A 17,884-nucleotide genomic window follows, 5' to 3' on the forward strand; every position below is an offset into this window, starting at 1 on the left:
TTTCAGTGATAAATCAGAAGCTGTATTTTATCCCTACGCGATAACGAGTCTGGCGTTCGCTGGTATCTTTACTGCCAGAGACATTACCGACCGCCATATAAGGCGACCAACTCTTATCCCACTTGTAAGTTAATTTTAAGTCGTGAGTCCAGTCATAGCTCTCTTTATTCGCTAATATGACACCGGCTTTATTGGCTTTTTTATAGTCAATTTCATAATCTAATTGATAATCTTTGGCGAGTTTATAGCTGATAACACTCGTCAAATTATAACCATTTTCAGACGTGTCTTTTTTTGTATTAATATTGGCGCTGGTGCGTTTGTAATAAGGACGATAACGTAATGAAACAGAGAGATCGTCAATGATATTCGCCTTGCCGCGCAGGTAAGGGCGATAGCTGTTAGCTGTAGAACTTGAATCTAATGAGAATCCGGGTTCAATAGAGAATGTCTTATCAATTTTATAGACATAGCTGGCGACAACTTCAGTCCCATTACTGACTGTTTCGTTAAATGCTTTATCTTTATCTTGAGCGCCTTTCCACTTGCCCTCTAGCGATAATCCAAAGCCATTAGCGAAGCGGTGAGACATTAATAAACGGTCTTTATGGCTGTTGCCACTTTGGTCTTGCATTTCATGGCGATAGTCAATAGTCACGGCGATTGCACTAGTGCTGATAAGTGATGCTACTGCCAGAGATAATAATTTAATATTCATTACAGTCACCTTATTTTAATAAAAACATATCCATCTAAAAAACACAAAAATCAGTTATGGAACAGCATTCTATTTATTTTGATATAAAGTTCCGAGATCAATAGCTAATAGTCTGAAATTAGTCAACTCAATATCAATTTATGTGACAAGGTTCAAAGTAAATAGTTTTAGTCAATGTTTTATCACTGTGATTTTCTGTTATATCGCAGATGTAGCAAGGGATTGACGCTATTTTTGATGGGATTATTTTAGAGGTAAATATCCTTGACGCGGCAGGTAATAATATTGTAACCATCTTGAAATGAGGGAAATAGATTCCAGTCCAATATTTTCTTATCGGTATTATTATCAGTTTTAAGTACTTTTATATAATCGCTATTATTCTCTTTGTTTCTGTAGGAAATGGCTCAGTCAAAATATGTGTCACTCCCCGTGACAGCAGGTATTTTCACTTAAATATAAATATTATTTAATATAGGAAAGGATAATATTTTGGCATTTATCTGTTAGACGAAAAGACTGATATTTTTACATATTCCAGCGATTAATACTGAGTAGTTAACCGCAATAAGGATAGACCCGCCACGAATGCAGCTAACAACGCTGCTGCGTCAAGGCGAAAGTGGATACCCAAAGTCATTGGCGTGACAGCTAGGCAGCAAATGAGTAAGTCCCGATGAGCTGACTCAAATCAGTGATTCGGGCGCGCGAATGCAGCTAACAACGCTGCCGCGTCAAGGCGAAAGTGGATACCCAAAGTCATTGGCGTGACAGCTAGGCAGCAAATGAGTAAGTCCCGATGAGCTGACTCAAGTCAGTGATTCGGGCGCGCGAATGCAGCTAACAACGCTGCCGCGTCAAGGCGAAAGTGGATACCCAAAGTCATTGGCGTGACAGCTAGGCAGCAAATGAGTAAGTCCCGATGAGCTGACTCAAGTCAGTGATTCGGGCGCGCGAGTGCAGCTAACAACGCTGCTGCGTCAAGGCGAAAGTGGATACCCAAAGTCATTGGCGTGACAGCTAGGCAGCAAATGAGTAAGTCCCGATGAGCTGACTCAAGTCAGTGATTCGGGCGCGCGAGTGCAGCTAACAACGCTGCCGCGTCAAGGACGAAGGGTATAGCGGGCCTCAAACACCTCACGTGGTAACGGCTGCGAAAATAAAAAACCCTGCCCACACAGAATACCGTGCTTCAACAACCATTGGCGCTGCTCATCTGTTTCGACGCCTTCGGCCATCACTCGCAGCTTCAGCACCTCGGAGATGGTACTCACAATACGCGCCATGGCATCATCTTCTGGCAAGTGCTTCACAAAGCTCTTATCCAGCTTAATCATGTTGATCGGCAGACCTTTCAGGTGGTTGAGATATTGTAGGCTTGAATACCCCATACCAAAGTCATCCAAGGCGATGGATAAACCAAGCCCTTGCAATTCGCGCAGTAACCTCAGTGCTTCATCAAGATCCTGAATGCGGGCGGTCTCGGTTATTTCCAGCAACAGCTGGCGCGGATCTATCTGATACTGATTGATTAGGTTTTGCAGATGCGGCAGAAATTGGTCACTTTGTACCTGCAAGCCGGAGATGTTCACCGCCAGTGACAAAGTAATCCCTTGGGCCTTCCAGTCTGCCAGAATGCGGCACGACTCCTCCAACACCCAGTTACCCAGCGGCATCATCATGCCCCCCTCTTCCGCCCCGAGGACAAACTCGGAAGGGGAGCGATAGCTACCGTCCGGTTGACGCCAACGTAACAGCGCTTCAGCGCCGATAACCCGCTGATCTTGCATGTTCCATTGCGGCTGTAAGAAGAGGGTGAAATCGCGGTTTTCAATCGCCTGTAAGATGTCATTTTCGTGTGTCAGCCGCTTTTGTGTTTTCTCAATCAAATGCGGTTCAAACACGAAAATCTGGTTTCGCCCCTGATGGTGAGCGGCCATCATCGCCGTACTGGCATTGCGCATCAGGGATTCGGCGGTCTCATCTTGGGATTGGTATTCGGCAATCCCAATACTGGCACTGGGCCGCAGTTGGATATTGCCAAAAAGCAGTGGCTGGGTAATTTGCAGCATCACTTGTCGCGCCAGTTGCATGGCAGGGAAGGGGCGACTAATCCCTCGGGCCAGTACCGCAAATTCCGTTTTACTCAGTTGTGCCAACAAGCTGTTTTCATCGATACATTGCTCAAGGCGCTGCGCCATCGTCAGCAGCAGCTGGCGATGTTGTTCCTCACTCATCACGCCGGAAACCTCTTGCAAGGTTTCGATGCCAATCACCAACAGATGGAATTTTTCACTCCGCATACCGCCGTTAATTTCCTGTTCAAGCAACTGCTTAAACAGCACACGATTGGGCAGTTCAGTGACCGGGAAGCGGGTACTGATACGGCTCATATCCGAATAGGCTTCGGCCAATAACTGTTGGTTACGATTATAGTTGTGCACCAAGACCCCCAGCTCATCATCCTGATGGTGGGCCGGTAAGGTGAGTTGGTGATGCAGTACACCTTGCTGACCAATTTTCTCCAGCTCTTTAGCCATCGCCCGTAGCGGGTGAATAATCAGTCGATTAATACACCAGGCGATTGAGACCGAAAGCACTAATGCCAGTAACAGATAGGTCGAGAGCATGGCTGACAGCGCGCTGAGAATAAACTGGTACATCCGATATGAGTCAGCCTGCAACACTAAGTGCGCCAGTGGTTGCGGATTGGCGGAGACTCGCTCCAGCGCATACAGCGGTAGCGTTATCTCTACCGGCAGGGAAAAAATACGTTTAGCCCAGCGGGGAACAGGCCGCTCCGTGGGAAAATTGGCGTGCAACACCTGAATTTGGTTCGGCAAAATGACTTCAGCACGGCTGAGAATACCAATCGGCAACAGGCTATTGAGGATTTTTTTGGCTTGCGGGACATCAACACTTAATATTGCTTCGGACAGGGGTTGGCGAACCGAATAAGCGATGCTCTCCAACTGCCTGGCATAGTCATCCTTGCGCTGCTGCACAAAGTGGAATAACTGAAGGACGATAAAAATGCAGATAGTCACCAGTGCAACTACCGCAACTGCCGCCATCTGTTTTATCGTTAATGAACGCCTTACCCGCAAACTCGCTCTCCGCCAATGCCGACTGAATAAAAAAAGTGGTTGCCACATCATGGGGCTACCCGTCGATTCTGTCTGAGTATACTCGATCGCTTTCAGATTTTATCTGGTGATACTAAACCGGAGGGGAAGAATACCGTGGGTTTCAGTGTTTTCCTATCAGGATCACAACGTCAGAGTGCTATTTCTCACTCTGACGTTGTTTTTTCATGCAAATCAATATGGCGATGTTGCCGGATTAGCTAGCTTGCTCAGCTTCATCCTGATCAACTGCAAAACAGGCCACCATTTGGTCACCATACTGTTTTAGTTGCGGCTGCAACTGAGTGCAAGTACCAAAAGCTCGACGACAGCGCGCATTGAACGCACAGCCCGGTGGCGGGTTCATCGGGCTAGGTAACTCGCCCGTCAGCTTAATGCGCTCGCGGCGCATATCAGGATTCAGGCGCGGTGTTGCCGATAGCAATGCCTGCGTATAGGGGTGGCGTGGATTATTAAAAATGGCCTCTTTGCTACCCTTCTCAACACAACGCCCCAGATACATCACCATCACTTCATCAGCGATATGCTCAACTACAGACAGATCATGGGAGATAAAGACGTAAGACAGCCCCAACTCCTGCTGTAAATCCATCATCAGGTTCAATACCTGCGCCCGCACGGATACATCCAGCGCCGAAACAGGTTCATCAGCAATCACCACATCTGGATTCAGCATCAAGCCGCGTGCAATCGCGATGCGCTGGCGCTGACCACCGGAAAACATGTGGGGATAGCGATCATAGTGCTCGGTTTTCAGGCCGACCTTCGCCATCATCGCCAGTGTCTTCTCGCGGCGCTCTTTGCTGCTGAGTTTGGTATTGATTTGCAGCGGCTCTTCCAGTATCTGCCCCACTTTCTTGCGTGGGTTCAGTGAACCATAGGGGTTCTGGAATACAATCTGGATTTTCTGACGGCGCAGTTTTTCCGCACTTTCATCCGGCTTGAGCAAATCCTGCCCTTGGTAGTAAAGCTCGCCACCGGTTGGGATCTCAATCATGGTCAGTAAGCGGCCCAACGTGGATTTACCACAGCCCGACTCCCCGACCACCGCCAGGGTTTTGCCACGCTCTAAGGTGAATGACACCCCATCAAGTGCCTTAACCAGGCGCTCCGGCGCAAAGAGACCTTTTTTAACCGGATAGTATTTCTTCAGATCAATGGCCTGCAACAGTGGCTTGCCAGCTTGGGATTCTGGTTTCATTTCAGTTTTATTCTGGCTCATAGGGTCGGCCTCCCCGCATCATCGAGCGGTGTATGGCATTTAACCTGACGCCCCGCTGGCCCCAGCAATTCAGGCTCTTCACGGCGGCAACGATCATTGGCATACGGGCAGCGTGGGTTGAGTAGGCAGCCCTCTGGGCGGTCATACTTACCCGGCACCACACCCGGTAAGGAAGCCAAGCGCGCTTTATCCTGAGCAAACTCCGGTAAAGCGCGCAACAACGCCTGCGTGTATGGGTGGCGCGGTGCGCGGAAGATTTCCGATGATTTACCGGTTTCCACCACCTGGCCGGCATACATCACAATAATGTGGTGTGCCGCCTCGGCAACCAGTGCCAGATCATGGGTAATCAGCAACAGCGCCATATTTTCACGCTGCTGTAACTCCAGCAGCAGCTCAATAATTTGCGCCTGAATGGTCACGTCCAGCGCGGTTGTCGGCTCATCGGCAATCAGTAACTTGGGCCGACAGGCAATGGCCATGGCAATCATCACCCGCTGGCTCATCCCACCGGAGAGCTGATGCGGATAAACATCCAACCGCGAAGCGGGATCAGGAATACCCACCAGTGTGAGCAGATCCACCGCCCGCTGAAAACGGGTTTTACGGTTGCCGCCCTGATGCACCTTCAGCGCTTCCATAATCTGGAAACCGACGGTATAGCAGGGGTTAAGGCTGGTCATCGGGTCTTGGAAGATCATCGCAACTTCCGACCCCACCAACTGACGCCGCTCTTTTTCAGAAATCTTGGTCAGGTCGCGGCCGTTAAATTCCAGCTTATCGGCCATCACTTTGCCGGGGTAATCAATCAGCCCCATGATAGCCAGTGAGCTGACTGATTTACCGGAGCCAGATTCACCAACAATCCCAACCACCTGACCTTGCTCAATGCTGTAACTGATACGGTCTACGGCCTTGAACGGCGCACCTTCGTCACCGAAGTGCACCGACAATTTATCTACATTTAAAAGTGCCATCTCTCTACCTCTGTTACTGCTTGAGTTTGGGGTCGAGAGCATCACGCAGGCCGTCCCCCATCAGGTTAAACGCCAGAACCGTTAGCAGGATCGCCACACCGGGGAAGGTCACGACCCACCAGGCGCTTTGGGCGAACTGCAACACGTCAGAGAGCATAGTGCCCCATTCCGGTGTTGGTGGTTGCGCACCCATGCCGAGGAAGCCGAGAGCCGCCATATCCAGAATGGCGTTAGAGAAGCCGAGAGAGGCCTGCACAATTAATGGCGCGAGGCAGTTTGGCAAGATATTGATAAACATTTGGCGCATAGCCCCCGCACCGGCCACTCTTGAGGCCGTCACGTAGTCGCGGTTGACCTCAACCAGCACCGCTGCGCGCGTTAAGCGCACATAATGCGGTAGAGCGACAAAGGTGAGCGCCAACGAGGCATTCACAATCGAAGGCCCAAACACGGCTACCAGAACGAGCGCCAGTAACAAACTTGGCAGGGCCAGCATGATATCGACAACACGCATGATGATGGCATCAACGATGCCGCCAAAGTAACCGGCCAGTAAGCCGAAAACGACGCCCATCACCAGCGACAGCACCACTACCAGACAACCGACTAACAGCGAGAGTCGTGCGCCATACATCAAGCGGGACAAAACATCGCGGCCCACATCATCAGTGCCTAGCAGGAATTTCCAGCTGCCGCCCTCTTCCCAAACCGGCGGTTTCAATAGTGCGTCACGGAACTGCTCTGCTGGCCCGTGTGGGGCAAGCCAGGTGGCACCCGCGGCAATCACCAGCATAATAATGATATAAAACAGGCCAATCACGGCCCCTTTGTTGCGCTTGAAATAGTGCCAAAACTCCTGCAAGGGAGTCATTGGCTTCGGCGCACTTTTTACTGTCGACTCAGTAAGTTGAGACATTCTGCGCCCCTTATTTCTTGTGACGAATACGCGGGTTAACTACGCCATAGAGCACATCTACCAGCAAGTTAACTAAAATAATCATGATCGCGACCAGCAATACCCCGCCCTGTACTACCGGGTAGTCGCGGCGTTGCAGGGCATCCATCAACCAGCGGCCCAATCCCGGCCAGGAGAAGATGGTTTCCGTCAGAATCGCCCCAGCCAGCATGGTGCCGACCTGTAGGCCGATCACCGTCACCACCGGCAGCAAGGCATTGCGCAATGCATGAACCACAATTACGCGCATCCGGCTCAGGCCCTTGGCCCGGGCAGTGCGGATATAGTCCTCACCCAGCACTTCCAGCATGGAGGAGCGGGTCATGCGCACGATAACCGCCAGAGGGATAGTGCCCAGGACGATGGCCGGTAAAATCATATGCATCACCGCATCTTTGAAATCACCCGGCTCACCCCAGATTAGGGTGTCAATCAGCATAAAACCGGTGAGTGGCAGAGTGTCATCCAAGAACACCGTATCGCTGACGCGCCCAGAGACTGGGGTGAGGTTCCATTGCACCGAAACCAGCATGATCAGCATGATGCCCCACCAGAAGATAGGCATCGAGTAACCAGTGAGGGAGATCCCAACCGCAGTATGATCGAATATTGAGCCGCGTTTGACTGCCGCCAGCACCCCAACCGGTATCCCGACCGCGATAGCAAACAGCATCGCGCAGATCCCAAGTTCCAGCGTGGCTTTAAAGCGTGGGACAAACTCTTCCCAGACGGCAATACGGCTTTTTAGCGAGATGCCGAGGTCGCCATGTAATACGCCATTCACATAATGGAAGTATTGTTGGTAGAGAGGCTTGTCCAGCCCCATTTCCGCCATGATTTGAGCATGACGCTCGGCGGAGATACCGCGTTCCCCAGCCATGATGGTCACCGGGTCGCCCGGGATCATATGAACAAAAGCAAAGGTCAGCAAAGTAATGCCGATAAACGTTGGGATAACTAACCCCAAACGTCGGAGTATGAACTGCAACATATCCCGAACTCTCTGTGTAGAATGCCAGGCTGCTCGTGGGCAACCCAGCTTATTAAACCTTCCCAATAAGCTATTTACTTGCCATTTTGACCTAGGGCAGTGCTCACCACCGTCACGTACTGCGTGTACGCTCCGGTGCTTGCGCGCTGTCCATGCTCAAAATTTCTGCGACAATGACACTTATTGGGGAAGGTTATATGGCTCACATCTGTATCTGTCTTAACCTAAATGAAAAGACCGACGAGCGATCGCCCATCGGTCATCTGCAAGGTTAAAATTAATCCAGGGACACGTTCTCGAAATGGTGTTTACCCAACGGATCGACAACATAACCTTTCACTTCTTTACGCACTGGCTCGTACACGGTTGAGTGAGCAACAATCAGCGCTGGCGCTTGATCATGCATCACAACCTGAGCTTGTTTGTAAAGCGCGACACGTTTGTCATGGTCAGACTCAGCACGGGCTGGCTGGATCACCTCTTCAAATGGCTTATAACACCACTTGGAGTAGTTGGAACCTTGTTTTGCCGCATCACAGCTGAACAGGGTGGCGAAGAAGTTGTCTGGGTCCCCATTGTCCCCGGTCCAACCCATCATCACAGTTTCATGCTCGCCATCTTTAGCACGCTTGAGGTATTCGCCCCACTCGTAGGTCACAATCTTGGCTTTCACGCCCACTTTCGCCCAGTCAGACTGGATCATTTCAGCCATACGGCGCGCATTCGGGTTGTATGGACGTTGAACTGGCATTGCCCACAGGTCAATGGCGAAACCATCTGGCAGACCAGCTTCTTTCAGCAACTCTTTCGCTTTAGCAGGATCGTAAGCGTAATCTTTCACCTCATCGTTGTAGCCCCACATAGTGGGTGGGATCAGGTTCTTGGCCGCCTGGCCTGCACCCTGATAAACCGCATCGATAATGGCTTGTTTGTTAACCGCCATGGTCAACGCCTGGCGAACCTTAACGTTATCCAGTGGTTTTTTCTCAACGTTGAAGGAGAGGTAACCGACGTTCAGGCCCGGTTGCTCCATCAGGTTGATAGTTTTATCTTCTTTCATGCGAGCAATGTCAGCCGGGTTAGGGTACGGCATAACCTGACACTCATTTTTCTGCAATTTAGCGTAGCGAACTGACGCATCTGGCGTAATAGAGAAGACCAGACGATCAATTTTTGGTTTGGTGCCCCAGTAGCCATCAAAGGCTTTGTACAGGATGCGGGAGTCTTTTTGGTACTGCTGCAACTGGAACGGGCCGGTGCCGATTGGGTTCAAATCGACTTTTTCCGGTGTGCCGGCTTTCAGCATGTTGTTCGCATATTCAGCAGACAGAATTGACGCGAAGTCCATCGCCAGGTCAGCCAGGAATGGTGATTCCGGACGGGCCAGTTCGAAGCGAACAGTGTTGTCATCAACTTTAACGATATTGGTGATCAAATCACCCATCCCCATGCCCTGGAAGTACTCATAGCTGCCGCCAGAGACTTTATGGTACGGGTGTTTATCATCTTTCTGACGCATGAAGGAGTAGATCACATCATCAGCGTTGAAGTCGCGAGTCGGCTTAAACTCCTTGTTATCTTGCCACTTCACACCTTTGCGCAGATGGAAGGTGTAGCTCTTACCATCTTCACTGACTTCCCACTTCTCAGCCAGACCGGGTTCAATTTCGGTTGTACCGAGTTTGAATTCAACCAGACGGTTGTAGATAGGAACGGAACTTGCGTCATACGTCGTGCCCGAAGTAAATAGCTGCGGGTTGAAACCTTCCGGAGAACCCTCAGAACAATATACTAATGTTTTCGCTTGTACACTGGCCGCCACGGTCAGTGCAATTAGCCCAATACCGAATTTCAGTATCCCTGTTTTTCCCAAGGAAATCGTCATCGCTTGTGCTCCATTATGGTGATGTGTGTTGTGTGTACGGCCAGACCCTATAATTTTTTCGTCCGTGGTCTGTACCGTTTTGGCCCATTAGCCGCAGGGATGCGGGATTGAGATGTTGGATAAATATCATCGCAACAGCAATTTTGGACGCGTGGAATGACCCAAACTGCACTCGATTACTCCCCCTGAGGTTACCAATTTGGCAACACTTGGTGGCAACGTCAATACGGTTTGAAAGGATTTATCAGGACAATGCGAAACAGCATGCAAACATAAAAAAAACTTCTCGTTAACATTCTCAGCATGAAAATTTATGCTAGCAGCACTTTACCAGCGGGATTAACTGGGCAATTAAAATAAAGCAGTGGTAATACCCAGAGACAAACCGAAAAACTTTGTTGCTAAATGATGCTTATCCGTTCAGATTTTTTTATAATTTCGACAGAAAACAGGAGGAAATGCTGCTATGGCAGCCGATAAGTGACGCGAATCTTGTCACATACAGCCATAATCTTAAACATCTTGCGTGCTGTTAAAAAAGAGCCGTCCCGCACGGTAGCGCGACTCCGTTAACAATTAATACTGGCTCGACAAGAAGCGCACTACAACAGTGCCCCAAATCAGTGCCAGACTCCTGATCGCCCCTGCCAATCATCAAAAAAGATGATTTAAGCCGCCCAGTAAAATCGCGGTTCACCGCCGATAGCCCGGTAAATAATCTGGGAGTGCCGCTAAATCCACCACTAAGGCTTAATTACTTTACTTACCCCTAAGCCACCATTGATAATCCCTTTACCACTATTTAGCGTTTTATAGTATAGGTCTATTTGATCAAATACGCTGACGACTCTACCATGATGATTTTTAAAAGCGTTGGTATTGATCTTGATACTATCAGAGCTAATAACACCACCATTAATGTTATTTATATTCTTGGCTTTGATCTTAATATCTGCCGGGCCTGAGGTGCTTAGTGTTCTAATTTCACCATGGTTATTAAAAAATATGTTACTTGCCTCCATAGAAACATGGCCACTATTGGCATAAATTCTGCCTTCATGATTCCTAATCGCCCCTCCTTTTATTCTTATACCGAATTTTTCTTTGGGATCGTAATCTCTTCCCTGTCTTTCACTTTTTATCCGACCTTTACTATTATCTATTAACCCTGTACTTTTTAACTTTATTTTAGGACTTTCTATCTTCCCTGAGACATTACTAATAAAGGCGTCAGAATCTATGTTGACCACCTTATCAGCGATAATCTCTCCTTGATTACTGCTGCCACTTCTCTTCGCTATGATATGAATTTTATTGGCATACATTCCACCTAATTTACCGACGTCCATACCTATTTTATTTTCAGCATCATAGAATAACCCCGCCAGTGATATTAGCCATAATTTTTTACCGCCCTTAAAAGTTATCGCATTCTTTCCAATGATGGATAATAGATCGATCGTCTCTATTTTACCATCAACTTTCAGTGAGTCAGAAAACAAGTCCAAATAATTATCCACAGACTCATTATGTTGCAAACCCTCTCCTCCAATATATATATCGCCTTGATGAACATTGAAACCAGCAAACTTATCACCTTTAAATGCAGGAACCCCGGTTGTTAACGTAACATAATCTGTATTCACGAAACGACAACCGTTACAACTTATTCCCGCAGGATTGGCAATAACAAGATCAGCCGACTGTCCGGCAACGACCAAAAGAGTATCAAGCTGACTTTTATTCATTGAAGTTATTTCATTTAATATAACCACGGCCTCACCGTTGATTAAGTTTGAATTTCCATTCTCTTCTGATGGTAAAATATTATTAAATATTACTTTATCATAGCCATTACCTCTATTTGCATTAAACTTTACATACTTGTTATGTGATACTCCTTCTATATCTGGCGTTTGAATATTAATAATAGTCTTCTTTCCGCCCTGGCAATATGCATTTTGTATTTTACACATTTTCTTCTTTTCTATATGATAGAGCAAATCAGGTTGGTTATTTTTAGGCGCATTTTTATCAACAATGATCTCAGCATATGAAAAGATCGGTGCGTAAAATAAAAGGAGAACTCCATAGTATATTTTATGTAAATTCACACTTACTTCTCTCATTGAAAGTCCTTACTTAATTTATGTATAAGAATAGTAGCTGACAAGACAAATAACATCTCAAGCTAAAAATTAAGTGACCACAAATAAAAAGCTAATATTGCCAACTAATAGTGAAACCAGATACCAAAGAATCTGCGGAGAAACTGGCAGGCTTAATTAAAGGTATAGCAAAATAAAAATCATAACCAATCTGGTGATATTTTCCACGTAAACCACTTGCAGCACCTGCGAGAGAATGACCAGAAAATAGCGGCTTATTTATTTCAACGACTTGACCATAATCAATACCGGCATACAGTTGCAGACTGGCCACCGGACTATACCAGGCGACTTCATTTCTTAAGTACCAACCACCAGAATCAGCCAGTCCGCTCCCCTCATTAAACCCACGAACTGAACCTCGCCCACCAATTAAAAAATTATCCTGTATCGTGAGATTTGAGCGGGTGTATTGTTGACTGAAAATTGGTTGATAATGAAAACGTTGCTCACCCAGTTGAAACGGGATATCCAGTGAAGCATTGGTATTAATCAACCTGACTGTTGCCTCCCCATTAAGCCCTGGCGCTGGACGTGCACTAAACCAATTAGTACCTTGCTGATAGGTCACCCCTCCATTGAACGTCCCCCAATGGCCATAATATAAATATTGTAATCCTAGCTGCCAGTCTATGGTATTAAGTCGTTGAACGCCCAGTTCAATATCACCAAAAAAACGGTTAGTATTACGAATTAATACTCCTGTGTTAGCTACAGTCTTATAATTATAGCCTCGCATCACTAATCGTTGAATTTGCATATCCAGGGCCTGCCACCGTGTTTGGTATTTAAAGGCACTCTCTGCGAATAGCAAAGATTGATAGCGACTCCCCCGACTGCCAGTCATACTCAGCAACCAATTACCGTAAGGTACAGAATAGTGCAGAGAAAAGTAATTATGACCTTTATCATCGTAATGATCAAAGTCTCGACTGGCAGAGAAATAAGCCATATCGCTTAATGAGAATGGGTTATCAAGATATAGCGCTCCGCCTATGCGATAACGACCAAAAACATTATTCCCTGCATCATCTAAAAAAGCATTCGCACGAAAAAAACGAGATTGCTGGCGTCTAATAATAATATCACTGCTTAAATCGTCACGATTTATCGCCACATCCATAGTAGCGCTTACTGTTGGTAAACGCTGTAAATTATCCAGCCCCTGCTCAAGATGGCGCAAATTGAGTAAATCCCCCGATTTACTGGGAAAGATCGTATTTAATTGTGCATAACTATCATTGGTTGCTTCATATACAATATTATTAATCCGCCCCGGTATCAGCGTGATATATAAAGTTCCGCTATCAAGGCGCGGTTCCGGTATGACTAATGTTGAGGTGAGATAGCCATCAGCAATGAGCTGATTCATTAATTGGTTGGTTAAAATACCAATACCCTGCTCACCTAAACAGCGCCCATATGCATCCTGCGCTATTTTTTTTAGCTTCGTCCCATTAGGAAATTCATTCACCCCCGTTAATTCAATAGATTTAATAGCAAAACACCCCTCCTCAATAGGAAATAGGGCATCTGTTACCGGCTGATCTTGCCTGACTAAATTGGCCTTAATTTCAATTGAAAAAGCCAGCGCGACTATCGGTACAAAATAGAATATTACACATCTCATTACTCGATTATTTTTTATTATATTCATAATTGAAATAACCTTTATTATAGGAATAAGGACCTGTAACAACACGGGCCTTAAATAGTGAATTCCAGGCTATATTATTATTTTATTTAAGTGACATTTTGGTGATCCTATTCGTTTTAAAAAGCCACAAGTAGATTATTTTTCGAGAGATTAATCCTAACCAATAATTATCACTTCCCAAGACACATGCCGACAAGTTGCTATTATGCAGGTGATAAAGCGGTGACGATATTATAATTTTTATTCCGCAACGGGTTGAAAATAACGGGCAATAAAAACAAAAAAACCCTGACATTTCTGTCAGGGTTCTTAAATTTGGTCGGCGAGAGAGGATTCGAACCTCCGACCCACTGGTCCCAAACCAGTTGCGCTACCAAGCTGCGCTACTCGCCGAATTGGGGCGCATCTTACTGCTACGATCCTAGAGCGTCAATCACTTTTTAACACCCCGCTGGCGACTGTTGCTTATATCATCACCCGCGGTCAAAACAGCATCACTTCGAGCTTAAATCAAGCTTCCACAGGTTTTAGCTGCGGCGACTGCGCCCGCAGGAATGGCAGCAAGAAGAAAGCAGATAAGCAGGCGGCAACGGAAATCACCACAAAGAAGCCATTCCAGTGCCAAATCTCCATTACCCTGGCAATAGGGTAGCCAGATAAAGCCGCACCTAAGTATGCAAATAAGCCAACAAAGCCGGTGGCGGCACCTGCTGCGTCTTTATGTGAGCATTCTGCGGCAGCCATGCCAATCAGCATCTGCGGGCCAAAAATAAAGAAACCAATGGCGAAGAAACAGCCCGCCTGCAAAACATAACTGACCCCCGGCATAATCCACAACGACGCGACAGAGAGGAAAATACCAATGGCGAAAATCAGGTTCATTGGCCCACGATTACCGCGAAACCACTTATCAGAACCCCAGCCCGCCACCAGCGAGCCAATAAACCCGCCCACTTCAAATAATGAAATTGCTGAGTTGGCGGTCATCAATGAGTAACCTTTCTCTTGCGTTAAATAGAGGTTTCCCCAGTCATTAATTGCAGTACGAACGATATAAACCAGCACATAGGATACCGCCAGCAACCAGATATATTTATTGGTTAACACATAGCGCTTCACTATCTCTTTATTCGATAACCCCTGGCCCTCTGACTCCTGCACCAGCTCCATAGCATCATTGCGCCACTTACCGACACTCGGCAGCCCCATGGTGCTTGGCTTATCGCGCAAGCGCCAACACATCAGCAAACCAATCACTACACCAATAATACCGGGAATAATCATGCCGTAGCGCCAGCTAAAATGCAGAGAGATAAAACCGACTAACAGTGGGATTAATGCCCCGCCAAAATTATGGGATGTATTCCAGACGGCCCACCAACCACCGCGCTCTGAGCGTGAATACCAGCTGGTTAAAATTTTGGAACATGGCGGCCAACCCCAGCCCTGGAAGAACGCATTAAGGATCCACAGCGCACCAAATACCAAGAGTGACGAACTCATGCCAAACAGGATATTGATAATTCCGGTCATGACCAGCCCAATGCCCATAAAGTAGCGCGGGTTTGAGCGGTCACTTATCATGCCAGAGATAAATTTAGAGCAGCCATAGGTGATATAAAACAGTGTACCTAAGATCCCAACATCCGACATCGTGAGGCCCAGATCACTAAGCATGGCGGGCATGATGAAGGTGAAACTTTTGCGGGTAAAATAGAATGCAGCGTAGCCGATATACATCGTCCACATTAATTGAATGCGCCAATATTTATAAGAGGAATCAATTTGTGTTTGATTCGTTACTGGCGGTACGTTATCGCGGCTTTTGAGGAAAGACCACATGTTGAACCTCAGGATATTTTTACAAGTGCCATCATCATGATGCGCGCGCGCGCGAACCCCATCAGAGAAACTCCCGTCGCATCCGAGAATATTTCCTAGTTTTCATTAGCTGGCGATGAAACTGTGGGAAGGATCACATTTAAACAGGTGCCCTGATCGACACTCAGGCTAAAGCTGCCCCCCAGCGCACTCACTCGTGATTGCATACCACGTAGCCCATACCCCGGCGTTAAAGTGGCCAAATCGATACCTTTTCCATTATCACGAATCGTCAGATATATTTTCTGGTTATCCTGCCGTGCATTAATCTCAATCCGGCTGGCGGCTCCATGGCGATAGGCGTTGGTCACCCCCTCCTGACAGATGCGGTATAGCGTGATTTTCAGCGTCTCGTCTATCGGATGATCATCCAACTGCCAATTCAATACCCCCACGACGGATTGGTCTTGCGGGATCAGTTCACGCATCAATGCCGCAACTGCCGCCGATAACGGCAAGTTATTCAAGGCCGCTGGCCATAATTTAGCTAACACATCATGGACGCCATCATAGACCCGCAGTGCCAGTGTCTCTATCATCTCGGCGCTGGTCAGCGCTGGCGGCTCCGTGGTCAAGCGCCTGATAATACTGGCTTGAGTACGAATCACAGTCACGGTCTGCCCCACTTCATCATGCAGCTCTCGTGCTACATCACGGCGGGCGTGCTCTTCCGCCACCACTAATGCTTTCGCTAACTCACGATTTTCATTCAAGCGAACCTGCAGTTGTTGATTCAATTCTCGCTGGCGCTGAATGCCCGCCCCCAACAATAAGCCGATCAGACTCTGCGCAAGCAGTGACAGTAGCAGGTCACGATGGGAGTCCAATTGCGCCGGCGTGTTGATCAATAGCACAACACTATTTAGCAGTGTCGCCACCGCGCCCCCTTGCCAGCCATAGCGGTAAGACATAAAGACAATCGGGATCGCCAGGCAGAATGGCGCAAACAGGTGCAAATCCGTTTCGGTGACTTGATACTGCAACCAGATACTTAACGCAAATAGCAGCAGATACCACATGATATGCTGCAAACGCAGATTAATCGGTTTATGAATCAGCCCCGGCTCTAAGGGTAACCAGATCTGGCGTGCAAAATAGTGCCACAATAACAAGCAGGTAGGCGCGATAGTAAAGCCACCAACCAGCCCCAGCAATAGCGCCATTGCCCCCTGTTGACTCGCGATTTGCCACCCCAATGCCTGTATCAAGGCGGCAGCCAGGATCACCGCGCCTTGCATCAAAGGCCATTGCCATTCGCTGCTATTTTTCTGATGGCGTAATAACCAGGGGGAAGCAAAAACGGCCAATAAGGTGGTCGCCAGTAGGAAGGGGATCGCGTACCACAATAGATAGACATAACCAAACTGATCGGTTAATAGCCACCACAGTAGTGCGTCACCCAGCAGAATACCCGGCCAGTACTGACGTGGGCTTTGCAATAAAATGCCCATTCGCAGGCCAAAGGGGAAGAGCAGCAATGCCTGTAAGGGCCGATCAACCAGTTGAGTCCCGATTGACCATAAGCAGAAAGTTGCCGTGGTATAGATAAAAAACAGCGCGACTGACATGATCAAACGCTGCATCATAGGTTTAGAACCTGCTTCGCCAGCTCCACATTATTGCTGACACCCAACTTGGCAAATAGGTTAGCGCGATGCACATGGACGGTTTTAGGTGATAGGCCGAGCGACTCTGCAATTTCGCGTACTTCCATCCCCTGCGCCAGCAACACCGCCACTTCACGCTCACGGCGGGTCAAGGGATCGACGGCAATGCGCGCCAGTTGTTGAGCAATTTCCGGCATCAAATAGACACCGCCGCTACCCACGGCTCGGACGGCTGAAACCAGATCTTCCGGTTTACAACGTTTGGAGAGGAACCCGCGCGCGCCGCGCTCTAACGCCATCTCGACCAGCGCCGGGCTGTCATGCATCGACAGCATAATGACCCCAAGTCCTGACGGAAGATCCTGCAATAAATCTAAGCCACTCTCATCGGGCATGGAGATATCACAAATACAGATATTGGCTTGTAAACTCGGTAATCCAGCACGAGCCTGTTTTGCCGAGTTGAACTCCCCCACCACCTGAATATCCTCTTCCAGAGAGAGTAGCTGAGCAAACCCTGAGCGCACAATGTCATGATCATCAATAAAAACAACACGGTAAATCATCAAGAACTCCACCGGTGATGGTTTGAGTCTGTAGTATACCGCAAGCCTATTATGTCAAGGGAGATTGGCGTCAAAAATCGAGCCAGAACCAATTATGACCGTGCTAATTGA

At 47.8% G+C, this 17,884-nt stretch carries 12 protein-coding genes and 1 tRNA gene; all 13 read right to left on the reverse strand.

Annotated elements, in window-relative coordinates; all coding sequences use genetic code 11:
• Positions 1-13 precede the first annotated feature (13 nt).
• The 13 genes from FFE93_RS20830 to uhpA all read right to left on the reverse strand — a co-directional run bounded on the left by FFE93_RS20830 (position 14) and on the right by uhpA (position 17,773).
• Positions 14-718, reverse strand: a complete 705-nt coding sequence (locus FFE93_RS20830) for an oligogalacturonate-specific porin KdgM family protein (RefSeq protein ID WP_005273685.1) — start codon at positions 716-718, stop codon at positions 14-16.
• Positions 719-1,821: 1,103 nt separating this feature from the next.
• Positions 1,822-3,825 (reverse strand): biofilm formation regulator HmsP, encoded by a 2,004-nt coding sequence (gene hmsP, locus FFE93_RS20835; RefSeq protein WP_204365399.1) that lies wholly within the window; start codon positions 3,823-3,825, stop codon positions 1,822-1,824.
• A 235-nt stretch (positions 3,826-4,060) separates the two neighbouring features.
• Positions 4,061-5,065: a dipeptide ABC transporter ATP-binding subunit DppF gene (dppF, locus tag FFE93_RS20840; RefSeq protein WP_005273691.1), complete on the reverse strand. Its 1,005-nt coding sequence runs from the start codon at positions 5,063-5,065 to the stop codon at positions 4,061-4,063.
• A gap of 17 nt (positions 5,066-5,082) precedes the next feature.
• Positions 5,083-6,063 carry a dipeptide ABC transporter ATP-binding protein gene (gene dppD / locus FFE93_RS20845; protein ID WP_005273693.1) on the reverse strand — a complete coding sequence of 327 codons (981 nt, stop codon included), beginning with the start codon at positions 6,061-6,063 and terminating at the stop codon, positions 5,083-5,085.
• A 13-nt stretch (positions 6,064-6,076) separates the two neighbouring features.
• Entirely contained in the window at positions 6,077-6,979 is a 903-nt protein-coding gene (gene dppC, locus FFE93_RS20850) for a dipeptide ABC transporter permease DppC (protein WP_005273696.1), read from the reverse strand.
• 10 nt (positions 6,980-6,989) lie between these two features.
• On the reverse strand, positions 6,990-8,009 hold the full coding sequence (dppB, locus tag FFE93_RS20855; RefSeq protein ID WP_032897637.1) for a dipeptide ABC transporter permease DppB: 1,020 nt from the start codon (positions 8,007-8,009) through the stop codon (positions 6,990-6,992).
• A 277-nt stretch (positions 8,010-8,286) separates the two neighbouring features.
• Positions 8,287-9,894, reverse strand: a complete 1,608-nt coding sequence (gene dppA, locus FFE93_RS20860) for a dipeptide ABC transporter periplasmic-binding protein DppA (protein WP_032897640.1) — start codon at positions 9,892-9,894, stop codon at positions 8,287-8,289.
• A gap of 743 nt (positions 9,895-10,637) precedes the next feature.
• Positions 10,638-12,023 (reverse strand): filamentous hemagglutinin N-terminal domain-containing protein, encoded by a 1,386-nt coding sequence (locus tag FFE93_RS20865; RefSeq protein WP_049602817.1) that lies wholly within the window; start codon positions 12,021-12,023, stop codon positions 10,638-10,640.
• 91 nt (positions 12,024-12,114) lie between these two features.
• Positions 12,115-13,719: a ShlB/FhaC/HecB family hemolysin secretion/activation protein gene (locus FFE93_RS20870; RefSeq protein WP_049602818.1), complete on the reverse strand. Its 1,605-nt coding sequence runs from the start codon at positions 13,717-13,719 to the stop codon at positions 12,115-12,117.
• Between the two features lie 316 nt (positions 13,720-14,035).
• Positions 14,036-14,112 (reverse strand) — tRNA-Pro (locus tag FFE93_RS20875).
• 117 nt (positions 14,113-14,229) lie between these two features.
• On the reverse strand, positions 14,230-15,561 hold the full coding sequence (locus FFE93_RS20880) for an MFS transporter (RefSeq protein WP_005273708.1): 1,332 nt from the start codon (positions 15,559-15,561) through the stop codon (positions 14,230-14,232).
• A 95-nt stretch (positions 15,562-15,656) separates the two neighbouring features.
• Positions 15,657-17,186, reverse strand: coding sequence for a signal transduction histidine-protein kinase/phosphatase UhpB (uhpB, locus tag FFE93_RS20885; RefSeq protein WP_138775932.1), 1,530 nt, complete (start codon positions 17,184-17,186; stop codon positions 15,657-15,659).
• Positions 17,183-17,773: a transcriptional regulator UhpA gene (uhpA, locus tag FFE93_RS20890; RefSeq protein WP_032897647.1), complete on the reverse strand. Its 591-nt coding sequence runs from the start codon at positions 17,771-17,773 to the stop codon at positions 17,183-17,185. The genes uhpB and uhpA overlap by 4 nt, the downstream gene beginning before the upstream one ends.
• Between the last annotated feature and the right edge of the window lie 111 nt (positions 17,774-17,884).

This window comes from Yersinia sp. KBS0713, from assembly GCF_005937895.2.
In the GTDB taxonomy this organism is placed as follows: domain Bacteria; phylum Pseudomonadota; class Gammaproteobacteria; order Enterobacterales; family Enterobacteriaceae; genus Yersinia; species Yersinia bercovieri.